Origin of the sequence: Natrialba sp. SSL1, from assembly GCF_001861355.1 — an archaeon.
Lineage (GTDB): Archaea > Halobacteriota > Halobacteria > Halobacteriales > Natrialbaceae > Natrialba.
The window spans coordinates 185,051-202,234 of record NZ_MASN01000035.1 but is presented as its reverse complement, the minus strand read 5'-3'; the positions used below and the strand labels follow the sequence as shown (position 1 = coordinate 202,234).

At 63.0% G+C, this 17,184-nt stretch carries 17 protein-coding genes and 1 tRNA gene; 4 read left to right on the top strand and 14 right to left on the bottom strand.

Translation table 11 applies throughout. The features are described from left to right. Window positions 1-82 precede the first annotated feature (82 nt). From BBD46_RS11960 to tuf, 14 genes are all read right to left on the bottom strand, one after another. Window positions 83-1,603, bottom strand: a complete 1,521-nt coding sequence (locus BBD46_RS11960) for an NADH-quinone oxidoreductase subunit N (RefSeq protein ID WP_071401933.1) — start codon at window positions 1,601-1,603, stop codon at window positions 83-85. After that, window positions 1,603-3,132, bottom strand: a complete 1,530-nt coding sequence (locus BBD46_RS11955; protein WP_071401932.1) for a complex I subunit 4 family protein — start codon at window positions 3,130-3,132, stop codon at window positions 1,603-1,605. The genes BBD46_RS11960 and BBD46_RS11955 overlap by 1 nt, the downstream gene beginning before the upstream one ends. Further along, a complete protein-coding gene (gene nuoL / locus BBD46_RS11950; RefSeq protein WP_071401931.1) occupies window positions 3,129-5,165 on the bottom strand; it encodes an NADH-quinone oxidoreductase subunit L in 2,037 nt (678 codons plus the stop codon). Before nuoL ends, BBD46_RS11955 begins: the two co-directional genes overlap by 4 nt. A 1-nt stretch (window position 5,166) precedes the next feature. Beyond that, complete coding sequence (gene nuoK / locus BBD46_RS11945; RefSeq protein ID WP_004215987.1) at window positions 5,167-5,472, bottom strand: NADH-quinone oxidoreductase subunit NuoK; 306 nt, start codon at window positions 5,470-5,472, stop codon at window positions 5,167-5,169. Next, a complete protein-coding gene (locus BBD46_RS11940; protein WP_071401930.1) occupies window positions 5,469-5,942 on the bottom strand; it encodes a hypothetical protein in 474 nt (157 codons plus the stop codon). Before BBD46_RS11940 ends, nuoK begins: the two co-directional genes overlap by 4 nt. Then, window positions 5,939-6,223 (bottom strand): NADH-quinone oxidoreductase subunit J, encoded by a 285-nt coding sequence (locus BBD46_RS11935; protein ID WP_071401929.1) that lies wholly within the window; start codon window positions 6,221-6,223, stop codon window positions 5,939-5,941. Before BBD46_RS11935 ends, BBD46_RS11940 begins: the two co-directional genes overlap by 4 nt. A gap of 45 nt (window positions 6,224-6,268) precedes the next feature. Continuing rightward, window positions 6,269-6,730, bottom strand: coding sequence for a NuoI/complex I 23 kDa subunit family protein (locus tag BBD46_RS11930; protein ID WP_004215981.1), 462 nt, complete (start codon window positions 6,728-6,730; stop codon window positions 6,269-6,271). Next, window positions 6,727-7,839 carry a complex I subunit 1/NuoH family protein gene (locus BBD46_RS11925; protein ID WP_071401928.1) on the bottom strand — a complete coding sequence of 371 codons (1,113 nt, stop codon included), beginning with the start codon at window positions 7,837-7,839 and terminating at the stop codon, window positions 6,727-6,729. The genes BBD46_RS11930 and BBD46_RS11925 overlap by 4 nt, the downstream gene beginning before the upstream one ends. Further along, window positions 7,836-9,512, bottom strand: a complete 1,677-nt coding sequence (locus BBD46_RS11920; protein ID WP_071401927.1) for an NADH-quinone oxidoreductase subunit D — start codon at window positions 9,510-9,512, stop codon at window positions 7,836-7,838. The genes BBD46_RS11925 and BBD46_RS11920 overlap by 4 nt, the downstream gene beginning before the upstream one ends. Next, window positions 9,509-10,216 carry an NADH-quinone oxidoreductase subunit B gene (locus BBD46_RS11915; protein ID WP_071401926.1) on the bottom strand — a complete coding sequence of 236 codons (708 nt, stop codon included), beginning with the start codon at window positions 10,214-10,216 and terminating at the stop codon, window positions 9,509-9,511. The genes BBD46_RS11920 and BBD46_RS11915 overlap by 4 nt, the downstream gene beginning before the upstream one ends. After that, window positions 10,213-10,626 (bottom strand): NADH-quinone oxidoreductase subunit A, encoded by a 414-nt coding sequence (locus tag BBD46_RS11910; protein WP_006654641.1) that lies wholly within the window; start codon window positions 10,624-10,626, stop codon window positions 10,213-10,215. The genes BBD46_RS11915 and BBD46_RS11910 overlap by 4 nt, the downstream gene beginning before the upstream one ends. Window positions 10,627-10,871: 245 nt before the next feature. After that, entirely contained in the window at window positions 10,872-11,522 is a 651-nt protein-coding gene (locus BBD46_RS11905; protein WP_071401925.1) for an AIR carboxylase family protein, read from the bottom strand. A gap of 14 nt (window positions 11,523-11,536) precedes the next feature. Then, window positions 11,537-12,793 (bottom strand): 5-(carboxyamino)imidazole ribonucleotide synthase, encoded by a 1,257-nt coding sequence (locus BBD46_RS11900; protein WP_256374987.1) that lies wholly within the window; start codon window positions 12,791-12,793, stop codon window positions 11,537-11,539. 120 nt (window positions 12,794-12,913) lie between these two features. Continuing rightward, window positions 12,914-14,185 carry a translation elongation factor EF-1 subunit alpha gene (tuf, locus tag BBD46_RS11895; RefSeq protein WP_071401923.1) on the bottom strand — a complete coding sequence of 424 codons (1,272 nt, stop codon included), beginning with the start codon at window positions 14,183-14,185 and terminating at the stop codon, window positions 12,914-12,916. Between the two features lie 203 nt (window positions 14,186-14,388). On the opposite strand from tuf, the gene ribH reads away from it, so the two are divergent. The 4 genes from ribH (at window position 14,389) to BBD46_RS11875 (ending at window position 17,177) form a co-directional block, all read left to right on the top strand. Further along, on the top strand, window positions 14,389-14,820 hold the full coding sequence (gene ribH / locus BBD46_RS11890; RefSeq protein ID WP_071401922.1) for a 6,7-dimethyl-8-ribityllumazine synthase: 432 nt from the start codon (window positions 14,389-14,391) through the stop codon (window positions 14,818-14,820). A gap of 71 nt (window positions 14,821-14,891) precedes the next feature. Continuing rightward, a complete protein-coding gene (locus tag BBD46_RS11885; protein ID WP_071401921.1) occupies window positions 14,892-16,040 on the top strand; it encodes a pyridoxal phosphate-dependent aminotransferase in 1,149 nt (382 codons plus the stop codon). A 111-nt stretch (window positions 16,041-16,151) separates the two neighbouring features. Beyond that, the gene (locus BBD46_RS11880; protein ID WP_071401920.1) at window positions 16,152-16,901 is read left to right on the top strand and encodes an HNH endonuclease; all 750 of its coding nucleotides are present in this window, start codon (window positions 16,152-16,154) and stop codon (window positions 16,899-16,901) included. A gap of 172 nt (window positions 16,902-17,073) precedes the next feature. After that, window positions 17,074-17,177, top strand: a tRNA-Gln gene (locus tag BBD46_RS11875). Window positions 17,178-17,184: the final 7 nt, after the last annotated feature.

Sequence of the window (17,184 nt, the reverse complement as noted above, 5' to 3'; positions counted from 1 at the left end):
GATGTAGTGGGATTGGACGGAAAGAGAACAGATCAGAACGAAAGACGATCGGGCGAAACGGTTGTACCAGTCAACCGCGAGCTCAGGCGAGCATCGCAGTCGCCGCATCAACGGCCGTGTCGGCAACCGGGCCGAACAGCGGCAGCAGTGCGAGCGTCATGACGGCTGCGACGACGATCGCCGCGTAGAGACCGATTGGCTGGGAGAGCGCATCGCGTTCGGTGACTGGCTCTTCGATCCAGACCGCCTTGACGAGCCGCGTGTAGTAGTACAGCGAGAGTGCGCTGTTGACCACCAGTGCGGCGGCGACGACGAGCAGACCCGCTTCGAGCGCGCCGGTGAACAGGAAGTACTTGCTCCAGAAGCCACCGAGCGGCGGGATGCCCGCGAGACTGAACATGAATATCGCGAGCGCGAAACAGGCGACCGGAGCGCGCCGGCCGAGCCCGTTGTAATCCTCGAAGGTACGGCCGACGCCCCAGTACTCTGCGAGGGCGACGAACAGGAACGCACCGGTGTTCATGAAGCCGTAGACGAACAGGTGCATCATCGCCGCACCCATGACGAGTTCGCCACCGCCGGCGGAGATGCCGGCGAGGCCGATCAGCGCGTAGCCTGCGTGGCCGATCGAAGAGTACGCCAGCATCCGCTTGACGTTGTTCTGCGTCGCGGCGGCGAAGTTCCCGAGCGTCATCGTGACAATCGCGAGGATGATGAACGCGAGCGTCCAGTCCACGCCGATCGCACTCGCGGTCTCACCGACCGGGAACGCCTCCGTGAAGACGCGGAACGCGATCACGAAGCCGGCGGCCTTCGAGGCCGAGGAAAGGAACGCTGCGATCGGTGCTGGCGCACCCTCGTAGGCTTCCGGTGCCCAGAAGTGGAACGGCACGCTCGCCGTCTTGAACGCGAAGCCACCGATGAGCATGAGGATACCGAGGCCGAGCAGTCCGCCGTACGGATCTGCGTCTCCAGCCTCGACGACCTCTGCAATGTTCGTGAGCTGTAGGTGACCCGTCGCACCGTACACCAGCGAGATCCCGTAGACGAAGATCGCCGACGACAGCGCACCGATCAGGAAGTACTTCAGCCCCCCTTCGACGCTGCCGCGGTTATCCTTCAGAATCGAGACGAGCGCGTAGGACGGCAGGCTCGCTAACTCGAGTGCGATGAAGATCGTCACCAGGCTGTTGGCGGCGGCCATGAACGACATGCCGGTCGCCGCGAGCAGGACGAGCGAGTAGTACTCGGCCTGGTAGGTGTGATCCTCCATGTAGTCGTAGCTCGCCACCGCCACGAGCGCCGTGACGACGGCGACGATGATCATGAAGAACAGCGCGAGCTGGTCGACGACGAACTGGTCGCCGAGTACGTCGATGACGCCGCGACCGCCGTCGACCGTCGGGGTGCCGACGCCGGCCAAGAGGTACCAGACGGCGACACCGAGTGAGACGATCGAACCGGCGGCTGTCGTCCCAGCGAGCAGCCCGCTGTTACGCGAGTCCGGCGCGATGCTGTCGATGATGAACAGCGCCATCGCCGTCAACGCGAGCAACAGTGCCGGCGCGAGTGCGGTCCAGGCGGGAAGTTCGAACAGCTCCATTACAGTTCACCTCCGGTCTCCAGGATCGGATCGACTGCGTCCGTAATCATCTCGAAGATCAGCTCCGGTGCGACGCCGAGCAGGATGATCAGGCCAAGCAGCACGAACATCGGTGCGATGTCGTGCAGCGGGGCGCGGTCGACGTCGTAGTCCGTTTCCAGGTGGTACGGCCCGAAGACCGTCCGCTGGAGTGCAAAGAGCAGGTAGCCCGCAACGATGACGATACCGAACATCGCGAGTGCGGTGAACACCTGCGAGTAGGCGAGCCCCTCGGCACCGAACGCGCCGAAGAAGATCGTGAACTCGCCGAAGAAACCGCTCATCAGCGGCAGTCCCATGTAGCCAAAGGCACCGGCGACGAGGATGCCGACGGCGACTGGCATGCGGTCTGCCATCCCGGACATGTCCGTAACCATCCGGGTGTGGGTGGCGTTGTAGATGACGCCGACTGCCATGAACATCAGTCCGGAGATCAGGCCGTGGCTGACCATCTGGAAGGTCGCGCCACCGACGCCGAACTGGGTGAGGGCAATCAGGCCGAGAATCACGTATCCCATCGACGAGACGGAGGAGTACGCGACGATCCGCTTTAGGTCAGTCTGAGCCAGCGCGAGCATCGCGCCGTAGATGACGCTGATCACGGCGATGGCCGCGATCGGGATCACGAACGGCTCGATGACCTCGGTTGGGAACATCGTGAAGTTGAATCGCAGCAGTGCGTAGGTCCCCATCTTCAGCAGGACACCAGCCAGCAGCACCGACGCGGGCGTCGGTGCCTCGACGTGGGCGTCCGGCAGCCACGTGTGGAACGGGACGATCGGGACCTTCACCGCGAACCCGAGGAACATCGCGACGAACACGAGCGAGGCGAGCGTCGTACCGCCGATGCCGAGGAAGCCGTCGGGGCCACCGTCGAGCATCGCGGCCGTCACGTCCGGCAGCGCGAACGTCGTCACGTCACCGAGCCCGAAGACGAGCGCGATGAACGCACCGAACATCACGAGCGAGGCGACGTTCGTGTAGACGAAGAACTTGATCGCCGCATACTTCCGGCGCGGACCGCCCCAGATCCCGATGAGGAGATACATCGGGATGAGCACAGCCTCCCAGAAGATGAACCAGACAAAGAAGTCCAGCGCGGCGAAGACGCCGATCAGGTTCGCTTCGATGAAGAGCACGAGTCCGTAGAACTGGGACTCGCGCTCGTCGATCGGCGTCCACGAACTCACGATCGCGAGCGTCGAGAGGATCGTCGTCAGGACGACGAGCGGCATGCTGATGCCGTCCAGACCGACGAGCCACGAGATCGAGTACTCGCCGAACTGGATCCACTCGAACTCCGAGGCGAACGCAAGTTCACCGCCGAGTAGCGCGTTGCCGCTGCCGTCGAACGCCGAGAACATCCACAGCGAGAGCGCTGCGGGAATCAGGCTAATAGCGAACGCCAGCTTCCCGGCGATGCGATTCGGCGCGACGAACGTTACGAACGCGCCGACCAGTGCGACTGCGATCAGTGCTTCGATCATCATAGGAACCACCCTCCAACGTAGCCGAGAACCAGCAGTAAGCCGATGAAGCCGGCCACCAACAGTGCTGCGTAGTTCGTCACGAGTCCCGTCTGAATCCGTTTCAGCCGGCTACTGCTGAACAGGCTGGCGGTCGAGACGCTGTTAACAACGCCGTCGATCACCGTCTGGTCGAACCGATCCGCAGCACGCGCAAGCGGCTGGGTGAATCCTTCGGCGAGCCAGACCTGGTACTCGTCCTGATAGTAGTTCGACTCGAGTGTCTGGCGTGCGCTGCCCAGGCGTTCTTTGTGTGCGACCGGCTCTGGAACGTTGTAGAGCTTCCAGGCCAGGCCGGCACCGGAGAACGCGAGCAGCAGGGAGACGCCGGCAGCGATCAGGACAGTGAGTTGCTCACCGCCGATGTAGGCGGTTTCGAAGGCGAGCAACTCACCGTAGGCGCTGTAGGTCAGCCCCTCGACGGCACCGTACTCGCCGTCGAGCCAGTGCTCCAAGAACGTGATGTCGATCTGTGCGAGCTTCGCGACAGGTGCGAGGTTCGCAATCCCGGCGACGAGTGCGAGGACGCCGAGCACGACCAGCGGGGCCTTGATGGACCAGCCGATGTCGTGTGGGTCCTCCGCGGCCTCTGAGCGGGGTTCACCGTGGAAGGTCAGGAAGACCATCCGGAAGGTGTAGAAACCGGTGAAGAAGACCGCGACGAGCGCCATCGCGTAGGCTGCGAGGATGATCGGCTCTTCGAGGCCGATAATGAGCGCGTCGTACAGAATCTCGTCCTTGGACCAGAAGCCCGAGAACGGGATGATGCCCGCGAGCGCGAGTGCGCCCGCGAGGAACGTGTAGTAGGTGATGGGTGCCTTGTCCTTGAGGCCGCCCATCTTCCACATGTCCTGTTCGTGGTGCATGAGGACGATGACGGCACCGGCACCGAGGAACAGCAGCGCCTTGAAGAAGGCGTGGTTCATCAGGTGGAAGACCCCGGCGACGTAGCCGCCGACACCGAGGCCGAGCATCATGTAGCCGTATTGGCTGATCGTCGAGTACGCCAACACCTGCTTGATGTCGTCTTTGACGACGCCCATCGTCGCGGCGAAGAGCGCGGTGAAGCCACCGACGAACGCGATAATCGCGAGCGCAGTTGGCGACAGCGCGTAGTAGCCGAACATCCGGGCGACGAGGTAGACACCCGCTGCGACCATCGTCGCCGCGTGAATCAGCGCGGAGACGGTGGTCGGGCCCTCCATCGCGTCGGGCAGCCAGGTGTGCAGTGGGAACTGTGCGGACTTCCCGATGACACCGCCAAGCACCAGGAGTGCAGTGATCGTCACCCAGGTTTCGGCACCGAAGCCGAACAGGGTATCGCCGTTGTCGATTGCCGATTCCGCGGCCGCAATGAACGAGTTGTCGCCGGCGAAGGCGACCGTCCCGAACGTCGCGGCGATGGCGACGACCCCGAGCAGGAAGAAGTAGTCACCGAAGCGGGTGACGAGGAACGCCTTCTTCGCGGCCGAGGGTGCAGAGCGCGTGCGGAACCAGAACCCGATCAGCAGGTACGAACACAGGCCCACGAGCTCGAAGAACATGAACGCCATCAGCAGGTTGTCCGCGTAGACGAACGCGAGCATGCTGAACGTAAAGAGACCGAGGCTGGCGTAGTACCGCGGCAGCCCGGTCTCGCCCTCGGCGTTCATGTAGCCGAGGCTGAAGATGTGGACCAGGAACGCGATCAGCGAGACGATGACGAGCATCAGCGCGGCGAGCGGATCGATCAGGATACCGAAGGTGAACTCGATCCCGTCGGCACCGATCTCGCTCGCGGCGTCACCGATCGCCCACTGGTACAACGTCTCGTGATACACTTCACCGCTCGCGACGGCCACGAGCATCAGCACGGAGAGCGCAAGCGAGCCCCCCGTCGCGATGATGCCCGCGAGCGCGCCCTTCTTCGGCATGTACTTGCCGAACGTCAGGGCGACGACGAACGCCACGAGTGGGAACAACGCGATCGCCGGCGCGTAGTTGAACACATCCTCCATCTTACCACCTCATCGTCGTTGGAACCGTGACGTCGACGTCACGGAAGTTGCGGTACAGCAGCAGGATGATCCCGAGTCCGACGGCGACCTCGGCGGCCGCAAGGGCCATCGTGAACAGGGCGAAGACCTGTCCCGAGAGATTGCCGTGGTAGAACGCGAACGCGATCAGGTTGATGTTGGCCGCGTTCAGCATGAGCTCGACGGACATCAGGAACATCAGTGCGTTTCGACGCGTCAGGATTCCGAACAGGCCGATGGCGAACAGCGCCATCGACAGGAGGACGTAGTGCTCGACGCCGACTGTCATCGGTCGTCACCTCCCGTTGCCGCCTTGGTGTCGTCGGTGCTGGCGGCTGGCGTTTCAGAGCCAGTCTCGGAGACACCGCCGTCAGTGGCGGCAGTCTGTTCGTCCTGAGCTGGGCCCGAAACCGGTCCGGGACCGTCGTCCTGGGGGAGCGCCACGATCGGCTCACCGTTTTCCTCACGCTTTGCAAGGACGATCGCACCGTCGAGTGCGGCGTCAAGCGCAAGTGCGATCAGCAAGAACGCAGCGAGGAACGCCTCGGTGTTCGGGATCGATCCCGCTTCGGACTGCAGCGGGTCGAGATCGAACATCGCATACCCCAGTTCGGACGTGATCGCAATTCCCTCGGGGAAGCCCTGGCCGTCACCGAAGCTCGTGTTGAGGGCGATCAACGCCATCAGCCCGAACAGGCCGATTGCGAGCACACCCGGGACCAGCGTGCGGCCGAGTCGAAGCCGCGGTCTGGTCGTCATGTCTGTACCACCTCATCCGTCTCCGTCTCGTCTGCTGCGCCCTTGTGCTGGGTTAGCATCACGGCGAACGTGATGAGGATGAGGACCCCGCCGACGTAGACGAGAACCTGCATCATAGCGACGAACTCGGCCGCCTGCATCACGAAGTGTACCGCGATGCTCATCAGCGCGACGCCAAGCATAAGCGCCGAGTGCCACGGGTCCTCGAGGAGGACCACACCCAGCCCGCTGGCGAGCGTGATGAACGCAAACAGCGCGAACGCGATCAGCTCGTATGTCATTGTTGTAATAGACTGCCCGTGCTCGGGGACGGGCGACCCAGACGGTTACTGGTAATCGACCTCCCCGTCTCCCTCGCCGATCCACGCGCCCCGATCCGGTTCGCGCGACTCGAGCGGGTCGATATCCTTGTACCACGGTACCGATTTCAGCTGCTCCTTGTTGTAGACCAGATCGTGTTTCGTATCGCCGGTAAACTCGAAGTTCTGGGTGAGCAGGATGGCGTCGACGGGACAGACTTCCTCACAGAGCCGACAGTAAATACACTGTCCGATGTGGAGGTTGTACTGCTCGCCGTTTCGCTTGTCGTCCATCACGATCTGAATCGTATCGTTCGGACAGACGTTCTCACACTGGCGACACCAGATACAGCGCTCCTGACTGAACTTGTGCACGCCGCGGAACCGCGGCGAGACATCTGGTGCTGCCGTTGGATACTCGACCGTAAACGTCGAGCCGTCCAGTGCGTGTTTCATCGTCGTTGCCATCGATTTGAGTACGCCGATCATGCAATCACCCCTACAATTGCCGCAGTGAGTCCGAGATTCGCAAAGGAGAGGACGAGCAGTCCCTTCCAGCCGATCTCGATAAGCTGGTCGATCCGCACACGTGGCACCGCAGAGCGGAGCCACTGAGTCAGGAAGAACACACCCCAGATCTTGAGGGTGAACCAGAGAATACCGAGCTCGTCCGGCCCTGGCCCGGCGGGTCCACCGAGGAAGATCGTCGCGATGATTGCACCGCCGAGGAAGATGTGCAGGAACTCGCCCAGATAGACGAGCACGAAGTAGACCGAGGAGTACTCAGTCTGGTACCCCGCAATGAGTTCCGCCGGCGCTTCGGGCATGTCGAACGGATTCCGTCCGACTTCCGCGAAGTTCGCGATCAGGAACAGGACGAACGCGAACGGGTTCACCAGCGCGAACCACGCTGGCACCGCCCACTCGAGTCCCGGGATTGTGAACAGCGTCTGCTGTTGCGCATCCACAATCGTACTCATCTGCAGCGAGCCCGCAAACAGTACGACTGACATCCCGGTCACGACGAGCGGGATCTCGTACGCGACGTTCTGTGCGACCGCGCGCAGTCCGCCGAGCAGCGAGTACTTGTTACCCGATGCGTAGCCGGCCATCACGAGGCCGATCGAAGCGATGCCGGCGACGGCGAAGACGAACGCCAGGCCGACCTCGGGGTCAGCGAGGTGAATCCCGCTGCCCATCGGAATGACGGCGAAGCCGAGCATGGCCGAGCCCGCGATCACGATCGGTGCGAGGTCGTAGGCCGGTCGGTCGACGTTCTCCGGAATGATGTTCTCCTTCGCGAGGAGACGAACCGCGTCGGCGATGATGATCCCGATCCCGCCGGGACCGAGATGGTTGACCGCGATTCGGTCCGTAAACGAGGCGGTGATCTTTCGTTTCGCCCACGGGCCGGCGACGCCGGTCATCGCGAGGATGAAGTTCCCGACGATGAACGCGGCGACGAACGTCGCGAGCAACTCGCCGGCGAGACCGAACTGGTCTAAGCCGGTGAGCTCCGTGATGTGCTCGGGGAGCAACACCGGGTCCCCGCCGTTTTGCAACGGAAACAGGCTCGGAGTAGCCGTCGCCCCGCTCATCGATCCACCTCTCCGAGAACGATGTCCAAGCTGCCCAGCGAGGCGATCAGGTCAGGAATGTACTCCCCTTCGGACATCTCCTCGAGTGCTTGTAGGTTCGAGAAGCACGGACTCCGGATCTTGAATCGACCGGGCTTGTCCGAGCCGTCCGAGCGGATGTAGATGCCGAGTTCACCCTTCGCTCCCTCGACGGCGCGGTAGATCTCAGTGCCAGCATCCGGCTTCAGCGTGCGCGGGACGTTCGCCTGTACGTCCCGTTCGTCTTCGGGCCAGTCCTCGAGAAGATCGAGACACTGCTCGATGATCTTCGCGGATTCCTCGACCTCCTCCATTCGGCAGAGGACGCGCGCGTAGTTGTCAGCACCATCGCGCGTGATGACGTCCCAGTCGAGCTGTTCGTAGTAGCCGTATGGATCGTCACGGCGCAGGTCGTAGTCGACGCCGGAGCCACGTGCGACGGGTCCGGTACAGCCGTAATCTTTGGCGACCTCGGGCTCCAGCACACCGGTGTCGATACAGCGGGTCTGGAAGATTTCGTTGCCCGTGATGAGGTCGTTGTACTCGCCGACCTTCGCCGGGAGTTCGTTGAGGAACTCGCGGGTCTGCTCGAAGAACTCCTCGCGCGGTTCGGGCAGATCCCAGGCGACACCGCCGACGCGGAAGTAGTTGAACATCATCCGCTGGCCCGTCAGATCTTCCAGAATGTCCTGGATGACCTCCCGGTCGCGGAACGTGTACATGAACGTCGCGGTGAACTCGCCGTAGACGTCGAGTGCGAACGTTCCGAGCGCGAGCATGTGCGAGGCAATTCGGCACAGTTCCGCACCCATCGTTCGGATGATCTGTGCGTACTCGGGAACCTCGATGTCTGCCAGATCCTCGATCACACGCGCGTACGCCCACTCGTTGAGCAGGCCCGCCGAGACGTAGTCCCAGCGGTCCGGGTAGGGCATGATCTGGTGACGGTAGGTGCCCTGCTCGCACATCTGCTCCTCGCAGCGGTGGAGGTAGCCGATGTCCGGCTCGACGTCGGCGACCGTCTCGCCGTCTAACACCGTCTTGACGTGGAGCACGCCGTGGGTCGCCGGGTGGTGTGGCCCGATGTTCAGGAACATCGTATCCGACTCGGCGTCGTGATGGTCCGGCTGAATCGGGTTCTGGTGCTCCGTCAGCGTGACGAGCTGTGGCTTCTCCTGATCGTAGTCCTTCGACAGGGGGTGGCCCTGCCACGTTTCCGGCAGGAGAATCCGTCGCAGATCAGGGTGATCCTCGTACTCGACACCGACCAGATCGTACGCCTCTCGCTCGTGCCAGTCGGCCGTCCGGAACACCGGCTCGGCGCTCTGGCTCACCGGATCGTCGACCGTCGTCGGGACGACGATGCTGACTTCGTCGGTCGGGTCAGCGAACTTCTTCATGTGGTAGATCGACTCGTATCGATCCTCGTACTGCTGGGCGGTAACACACGAGAGGTGGTCGTAACCGGCCTCGTCGCGCAGATCCGAGAGCACGTCCTGAACGTCGTTCGGGTTGATAACGAAGCCCGGCGCGTTCAGGTGATCGTCGCGCGCGATGGCGCGCTCACCGAGCAGGGACTCGAGTGCAGCCTCGTTGGTTTCGGACCCTGGCTCTGCGAGCTCTGCTTCGGGCTCTGTTTCGGTTCCCGTGCTCATGGTGAATCAGCCCAGTTATAGCGCATGACGAGGTCGTCCTCGTCGATCTCGCTTGCGAGTTTCTGTACGAGTTCGTCCTTCTGGAGGTCGCCGAACTCCTCGAGTTCGTACGGTTTGACGACGACGGCCGAGGACTCGCCGTTCTTGATTCGCTCCTGGAGTTTGAGGACTCCGTAGAGCAGCGCCTCCGGTCGCGGTGGGCAACCGGGGACGTGAATGTCGATGGGGATGATCTCTTCGGCACCCTTGACGACGTTGTACCCCTCCTGGAACGGGCCGCCGGAGATCGTACAGGAGCCCATGCCGACGACGAACTTCGGTTCGGGCATCTGGTCGTAGACGCGCTTCATGCGCGGGCCGAACTTGGAGACGATCGTTCCGGGGACGATCATCACGTCGGCTTGTCGCGGCGAAGCGCGGGGGACGCCAGCCCCGAAGCGGTCCAGGTCGTGTTTGATCGCGTACGTGTGCATCATCTCGATGCTGCAGCAGGCGATCCCGAACTGGAGCATGAACATCGAGTTCCCGCGAACCCAGTTCATGAACTCGTCGAACTTCGTGAGGATGAACGGCGACGCGCCGAACGCCTCGCGAAGCTTGGAGTTGAAGCGGTCGTCGACACCCTCGCCGATTCGGGCGTCGCGGGTGTCCGTCGACGGCGCTGTGCTGTCGTAGATCGTTTGTCGTGGTTCGTCGCTACTCATGGTCGGTTATGCTCGGTTTCTACCTGACGAGGTGTCTGTGCCCACTGGACCGCACCCTTTCGCCACGCCCACGCGAGTCCGACGAGGAGGATCGTGACGAAAAGCACCATTGGGCCGAGGATCTCGAGCAGCGAAACGGCGTCCGATTCGACGGCATCCAGGTACACGACCGCCCACGGAAACAGGAGGACGGTTTCGATATCGAAGATGAGGAACAGAAGCGCAACCATGTAGTACTGGATGTTGAACCGGACGCGCGTGTCGCCGGTCGGGATCTCGCCACTCTCGTAGGTGGCACGTTTGCTCGTTTCGGGTACACTCGGGCGCAGAAGGTACGATACCGCCATCATACCGAGCGGTATCAGTACTCCCACGAGTGCAAGCGCCCCGATCGCTATCCAATCGTTCATCTCCGTAACGTTCGGGAGTTTAAACCGCATGCACATAAGGGTTGATTGTTCGTTTTCCGGCCCAATACGGGCCAAGCGGAGAGATCAGGCAAAAACTCTCCGGCCGAATAATTGCCGTAGACTTGCCGTACGCGTTCCCGGCGGAACGTACCGCTACTCAGGAGTTCCATCGCTCGAGTGGATAGTGAAAAATAGTGACAGTCGTACCCTGGTGTCGCCGGCACATCTGCGCGGCGACGGCACTCCTATTCGGACGCCGACTCGTCGCGCTCGCGGAAGGCCGGCGTTCCGTTATCGTGTAACTCGCGCGAAACGGCACCGACACCGTCGCGCAGGTCCTCGTGGTAGGCGACGAGCCGGTCGCGAACCTCGTCGTGCTGGCGTGCGAGAATCTGTGCCGCCGAGAGCGCGGCATTGAAGGATTTGCCGGCATCGACGGCGACCAGCGGCGCACCCGCCGGCATCCCGATCACGCTGTCGACGGACTTCTCCTGAACTGGGACGCCGATCACGGGGAGCGGATACGCGATCGACGCCGTCATGTTCGGCAGATCCGCTGACTTCCCGCCCGCACCCGCGATGATGACCTCCAGCCCGCGCTCCTCCGCCGTCTCCGCGTAGGCCGTCATCAGATCAGGCGTCCGGTGGGCCGAGGTAACGTACGTCTCGAAGGTGAATCGCTCGTCCGGTGGGCGCTCGTAGTCAGTCTGCTCTGCAAACTCGAGTTCGTCGACGAACGCGTCGTACGCGCCGGGACGCTTCCCGCCGGTCATCATCGTCTCGAGGTCGGAATCGCTGCCCATCACGATTCCCACGTCCGGTGTTTCGGTGTCGGGCCGGTCCCGGTCGGCCTCGGCGTGCAGTCGATCGATCAGCTCGGAAACGGTCTCGCTCATACTCTCTCGTTTACTCACTCCGACGTGAACGTGACGGACTCCTCGAGTTCCCGAGCGGCCGCCAGTAGCTCGTCAGTCGTCTCCTCGTCGCGACCCGACAGCGTGACGTGGCCCATCTTCCGCAGCGGACGGGCTTCGCGCTTGCCGTACCAGTGCAGGTTCGCACCCGGCGTCTCGAGAATCTGCTCGACGTTCTGGAGCGCCGCTGGCTGGGACTCCTCGACGTCGCCGAGCAGGTTCACCGACACCGTCGGCGACCGCAGCTCTGTGGCTGCGAGCGGCCAGCCGAGCACCGCGCGGGCGTGCTGTTCGAACTGCGAACTCTGTGCGCCCTCGATGGTCCAGTGGCCGGAGTTGTGCGGGCGCGGCGCGATTTCGTTGAGCAAAATCTCCCCGTCCCGCTCTCGCGGGCTCCTCCCGCTCGAGTCTTCCGAGGCACTATGCGCCTCGCTTGTCTCGAACAGTTCGATACCATAAACGCCGCGACCCTCCATTACCTCGAGGACATCCGCAGCAACCTCGCGGGCGCGCTCCTCGACAGCGTCGGCCGATCCCGCCGGCACGACCGTCTCCCGCAGAATCTCGTCCTCGTGAATGTTCTCTCCGATCGGGAACGTCGCGATTTCGTCGTCGCCCTTGACGGCAATCACGGAAATCTCGCGCTCGAACTCGACGAACGCCTCGACCATCGCCGGCCCGGCGACGGACTCGAGTGCATCCTCGGCTTCGTCGGCCGACTCGACGGGGACGTTGCCGCGGCCGTCGTAGCCACCGGTACGCGCCTTGAGCATCACCGGCGCGCCGTAGTCGTCGATCGCCGCGCGGATATCGTCGGCGTCCTCGACCGCCCGGAACGGTGGGACCGGAACGCCGGCGGACTCGAGTTCCTGCTTTTGGACCAGTTTGTCGTGGATCGTCTCGAGTGTCTCGGGTTTCGGGTGAACGGGGGTGCCGGAGTCCTCGCTCACGCGCTCGAGGACATCCTGGTCCGCGAGTTCGATTTCGAACGTGAGCACGTCGGCACGAGCAGCGAGTTCGCGGATGCCCGCTTCGTCGTCGAAGCCGGCGACGATCTGATCGCGCGCGACGGGAGCCGCGGGGCAGTCGGCCGTGGGGTCGAGGACGATGACCTCGACGCCCAGCGGCGAGGCTGCCTCGGCGAGCATGCGCCCGAGCTGTCCACCACCGACGACGCCGATCGTCGGACCTGGCGTCTGTAACGTCGTCATTGCGCGCTCGTTATCGGCGGCTCCGCTTAAGAATTTGCAAATTTGCGCACACAGTGCGCGTAGTTGACCTCCTCGATACGCACCGATGTGGATATGTCTGGCGTTGCACGGAACGTGTCGCCGACTCGCAGCACCGGGTCTGGGTTACGGTGGGCTGCGCAGTTAGCTGCGCTCGTGTACCTCGAGTACCTTACCCGCCGCAATCGTCTGGCCCATGTCCCGAATCGCGAAGCTGCCCAGCTCGGGAATCTCGCCCGACGGCTCGATGCTGAGCGGCTTCTGCGGGCGAATCGTCACGACCGCAGCGTCACCCGACTGGATGTAGTCCGGGTCTTCGTCTGCGACCTCCCCACTCGAGGGATCCATCTTTCGGTCGATGGATTCGATCGTGCAGGCGACCTGTGCGGTGTGGGCGTGGAAGACCGGTGTGTACCCCGCGGTGATGACCGAGGGATGTTGCATGACGACGATCTGGGCCTGGAACGTCTCGGCGACGCTTGGTGGGTCGTCTGCCGGACCGCAGACGTCACCGCGGCGGATATCGTCCTTGCCGATGCCGCGGACGTTGAAACCGACGTTGTCGCCGGGCCTGGCCTCTGGAACCTCCTCGTGGTGCATCTCGATCGTCTTCACCTCGCCGCCGACATCGCTCGGCTGGAACGAGACGGAGTCGCCGACGTTCATGATGCCGGTTTCGATGCGGCCGACGGGAACGGTGCCGATACCCGAAATCGTGTAGACGTCCTGAATCGGCAGCCGAAGTGGCGCGTCAGTCGGTGGCTCGGGCTCTGGCAGGTCGTTCAGCGCCTCGAGCAGGATCTCGCCGTCGTACCAGTCCGTGTTCTCCGAGTGCTCGGCGACGTTGTCCCCCTCGAACGCCGAGACGGGGATGAACGAGGCGTCTTCGGTGTTGAACTGGACCTGGTTGAGTAGTTGCGTGACCTCTTCGACGACCTCGTCGTACGTCGACTCCTTGTAGTCGACGATGTCCATCTTGTTGACGGCGACGATGAGTTCGTCGATGCCGAGGGTACGCGCCAGGAAGACGTGTTCCTGGGTCTGCGGCGCGACGCCGTCGTCCGCTGCGACGACGAGGACAGCGTGATCAGCCTGACTCGCGCCCGTGATCATGTTCTTCACGAAGTCGCGGTGGCCCGGCGTGTCGACGATGGTGAAGTCGTATTCGTCGGTCGAGAACTCCTGGTGGGCGATGTCGATTGTGACGCCGCGCTCGCGCTCCTCGGAGAGGTTGTCCATGACGTAGGCGAACTCGAAGCCGCCTTTGCCCTTCTCCTCTGCTTCCTCGCGGTGCTGTTCGATGACGTGCTCGGGAACGCTCCCCGTCTCGTAGAGGAGTCGTCCGACGAGCGTGCTCTTGCCGTGGTCGACGTGGCCGATGATGGCCAGGTTCTGGTGTTGACTGGTGTCGCTCATAGTGATGTGTTCCCCTAGCAATGGTACTCGCGTTTGCGCCTAAACCCTTGTTCCCCCTCGGCTGAACCGTTCAGCATCCGAAATTGTCGGTTGCTGTGATGGGTTTGAGTGGAGCGTGCCGGTCGTCTCGGAACCACTTCCGTTGGTCCGGTGTATTCGCCAAGAACGGTACCTCTTTTAGGCGCGCTCACCTCGGCTCGCGTATGACCACGCTCGGATTGGTGGTCGCGGAGTTCAACCGACCGATCACCGAGCAGATGGAGCAGGAGGCCAAAGCCACAGCGCAGGCTGCGGGTGCGACGATCTACGACACCGTTAGCGTCCCTGGTGTCTACGACGCCCCGCTCGCGGCGGACCGACTCGCCCGACGGTCGGACGTCGACGCCGTCGCTGTCATCGGCACCGTCATCACCGGCGATACCAACCACGACCAGGTTATCACCGATGCGACCGCCCAGCAACTCGCAGACGTCAGTCTCGAGCGTGATACGCCGGTTACACTCGGCGTCACCGGCCCCGGTATGTCCGCGGCCGAAGCCCGCGAGCGCATCGAGAACGCCGGCAAAGCCGTCGACGGTGCGCTCGACCTCGTGGACGAACTGCCGGCTGCCGACCCGAATGCGACAGCCGACTAGGAAGCTCACCCACACAACTCACGACTCGCCACCAGCCACCAGCCACCCACACCGACACCACCTCACCAACCATGACCATGGAATTCACCGACCGCGTAACCCGAGTCGAACCGTCAGCAACCCTCGCCATCTCCGCGCTCGCAACCGAACTCGAGCAGGAGGGCGCAGATGTCGTCGACCTCTCCGTCGGCGAACCCGACTTCCCCACGCCACAGAACATCATCGACGCCGGCCAGGAGGCTATGGACGCCGGTCACACCGGCTACACCACCTCCGCCGGCATCCTCGAACTCCGCGAAGCCATCTCCGAGAAGCTCGCAGCAGACGGTCTCGACCACAGCCCAGAGGAGATCATCGTCACCCCCGGCGCAAAGCAGGCGCTCTACGAGATCATCCAGGCCCTGATTCAGGACGGCGACGAGGTCGCACTGCTCGACCCCGCGTGGGTCTCCTACGAGGCGATGGTCAAGATGGCCGGCGGCGACCTCACCCGCGTCGACCTCTCCGAGACGGCGTTCCAGCTCGAGCCCGCACTCGACGACCTCGAAGCCGCCGTCTCCGACGAGACCGAACTGCTGATCGTCAACTCGCCGTCGAACCCGACCGGTGCCGTCTACACCGACGCCGCACTCGAGGGCGTCCGTGATCTCGCCGTCGAACACGACATCACGGTCATTTCCGACGAGATCTACAAGGAGATTACCTACGGCGTCGAGCCGACGAGCCTGGGGACACTCGAGGGCATGGCCGAGCGCACGATCACTGTCAACGGCTTCTCGAAGGCCTACTCGATGACCGGCTGGCGGCTCGGCTACTTCGCCGGTCCGGAAGAGCTGATCGACCAGGCTGGCAAACTCCACAGCCACTCGGTCTCCTCGGCCGTCAACTTCGTCCAGCACGCCGGTGTGGAAGCGCTAGAGAACACCGACGACGCAGTCGCTGACATGGTCGAAGCCTTCGGCGAGCGCCGCGAACTCGTCATCGACCTGCTCGACGACCACGGCGTCGACGTCGCGGTGCCGGACGGAGCGTTCTACATGATGCTCCCTGTTGCGGACGACGATCAGGCCTGGTGTGAGGGTGCAATCGAAGACGCCCACGTCGCAACGGTCCCCGGCAGCGCCTTTGGCACGCCTGGCTACGCGCGAATCTCCTACGCCGCGAGCGAGGAGCGACTCGAGGAGGGTATCGAGCGGCTGGCTGAGGAAGGCTACCTGTAAACCGCTGCTAGCAGCCATTGTTGTGCTATACGCGTCTGCTGTTGCAACATTCTGGCGTCCGTTCTCGGGCAGGAGTTCATATCCAATGCCGCAGGAAACCGACACATCCCGATGCAGTGTCCGACCTGCGACCGAGAGCTCCCGACCGAACAGGGCATGCGCCAACACCACACCAAAGTCCACGGCGAGCCACTCCCGAACCGAACGTGCAAGGACTGTGCACTCGAGTTCTACGATCCAAAGGCGCGCAGATCGTACTGCGACGACTGCAACCCGAACGCCGGCTCGAACAACGGCAACTGGCGCGACGCGAAAGAGACGACAACGTGCACCCACTGTGACGCGGACTTTTCGTACTACCCCTCCTCGAAGAAGGGCGTGTTCTGCCCTGACTGCGTCGCGGACGCAGACGGATTGCTCCCGGAGAACTACGCCGAAACCGTCGACCGAGTGACGGTTGCGTGTCGCGCCTGTGATGCACCTCTCTCAGTTCGACCCGCCGCACGCGAGTCACAAGAACGTGGATTCTTCTGTACACTCGAGTGCTATGGTACGTGGCTCTCTGACAACGTCGTCGGACCGGCTCATCACCAGTGGGAGGGTGGAACGATCACGTACGGACAGAAGTGGTGGGCGGTTCGCCGGCGTGCACTCGAGCGGGACGACTACACGTGTCAACACTGTGGTGTCGACGCGGACGAACTCGGGCGGAATCCAGACGTGCATCATCTAGAGCCAGTTCGATCCTTCGACGAGCCTGCGGGAGCGCATCGACTGGAGAACGTGGTGTCGCTCTGTCGACAATGCCACAGACACGCAGAGGAAGGGACGATCTCCGCAGGTCCTCGAGACGAAAAGTAACACTATTGTGTAACGGGGCGCTATCCAGCGAGTGACGTGAGGAGTCCCGTGGTGGTGAGCGGTTCCGAAGGTACCGCGATCCGCATGGGGCTTCGAACGGTGTGAGAAGTCCCGTGGTGGTGAGCAGTTTCGAAGAAACTGCGAAGTACACGGGACGACAAGTGAACGACGGAGTCCCGTGGTGTAGTGGCCAATCATATGGGCCTTTGGACGTGATCGGTTTCGGCCGTTTACGGAAGACAGCCCATGACGGCGGTTCGAATCCGCCCGGGACTACTTTTGC

Bases quoted from the DNA above. Each gene is read 5' to 3' on its own strand.
- BBD46_RS11960 (WP_071401933.1), bottom strand. From the start codon at position 1,603: ATGGAGCTGTTCGAACTTCCCGCCTGGACCGCACTCGCGCCGGCACTG.
- BBD46_RS11955 (WP_071401932.1), bottom strand. From the start codon at position 3,132: ATGATGATCGAAGCACTGATCGCAGTCGCACTGGTCGGCGCGTTCGTA.
- nuoL (WP_071401931.1), bottom strand. From the start codon at position 5,165: ATGGAGGATGTGTTCAACTACGCGCCGGCGATCGCGTTGTTCCCACTC.
- nuoK (WP_004215987.1), bottom strand. From the start codon at position 5,472: ATGACAGTCGGCGTCGAGCACTACGTCCTCCTGTCGATGGCGCTGTTC.
- BBD46_RS11940 (WP_071401930.1), bottom strand. From the start codon at position 5,942: ATGACGACCAGACCGCGGCTTCGACTCGGCCGCACGCTGGTCCCGGGT.
- BBD46_RS11935 (WP_071401929.1), bottom strand. From the start codon at position 6,223: ATGACATACGAGCTGATCGCGTTCGCGCTGTTTGCGTTCATCACGCTC.
- BBD46_RS11930 (WP_004215981.1), bottom strand. From the start codon at position 6,730: ATGATCGGCGTACTCAAATCGATGGCAACGACGATGAAACACGCACTG.
- BBD46_RS11925 (WP_071401928.1), bottom strand. From the start codon at position 7,839: ATGAGCGGGGCGACGGCTACTCCGAGCCTGTTTCCGTTGCAAAACGGC.
- BBD46_RS11920 (WP_071401927.1), bottom strand. From the start codon at position 9,512: ATGAGCACGGGAACCGAAACAGAGCCCGAAGCAGAGCTCGCAGAGCCA.
- BBD46_RS11915 (WP_071401926.1), bottom strand. From the start codon at position 10,216: ATGAGTAGCGACGAACCACGACAAACGATCTACGACAGCACAGCGCCG.
- BBD46_RS11910 (WP_006654641.1), bottom strand. From the start codon at position 10,626: ATGAACGATTGGATAGCGATCGGGGCGCTTGCACTCGTGGGAGTACTG.
- BBD46_RS11905 (WP_071401925.1), bottom strand. From the start codon at position 11,522: ATGAGCGAGACCGTTTCCGAGCTGATCGATCGACTGCACGCCGAGGCC.
- tuf (WP_071401923.1), bottom strand. From the start codon at position 14,185: ATGAGCGACACCAGTCAACACCAGAACCTGGCCATCATCGGCCACGTC.
- ribH (WP_071401922.1), top strand. From the start codon at position 14,389: ATGACCACGCTCGGATTGGTGGTCGCGGAGTTCAACCGACCGATCACC.
- BBD46_RS11885 (WP_071401921.1), top strand. From the start codon at position 14,892: ATGACCATGGAATTCACCGACCGCGTAACCCGAGTCGAACCGTCAGCA.
- BBD46_RS11880 (WP_071401920.1), top strand. From the start codon at position 16,152: ATGCAGTGTCCGACCTGCGACCGAGAGCTCCCGACCGAACAGGGCATG.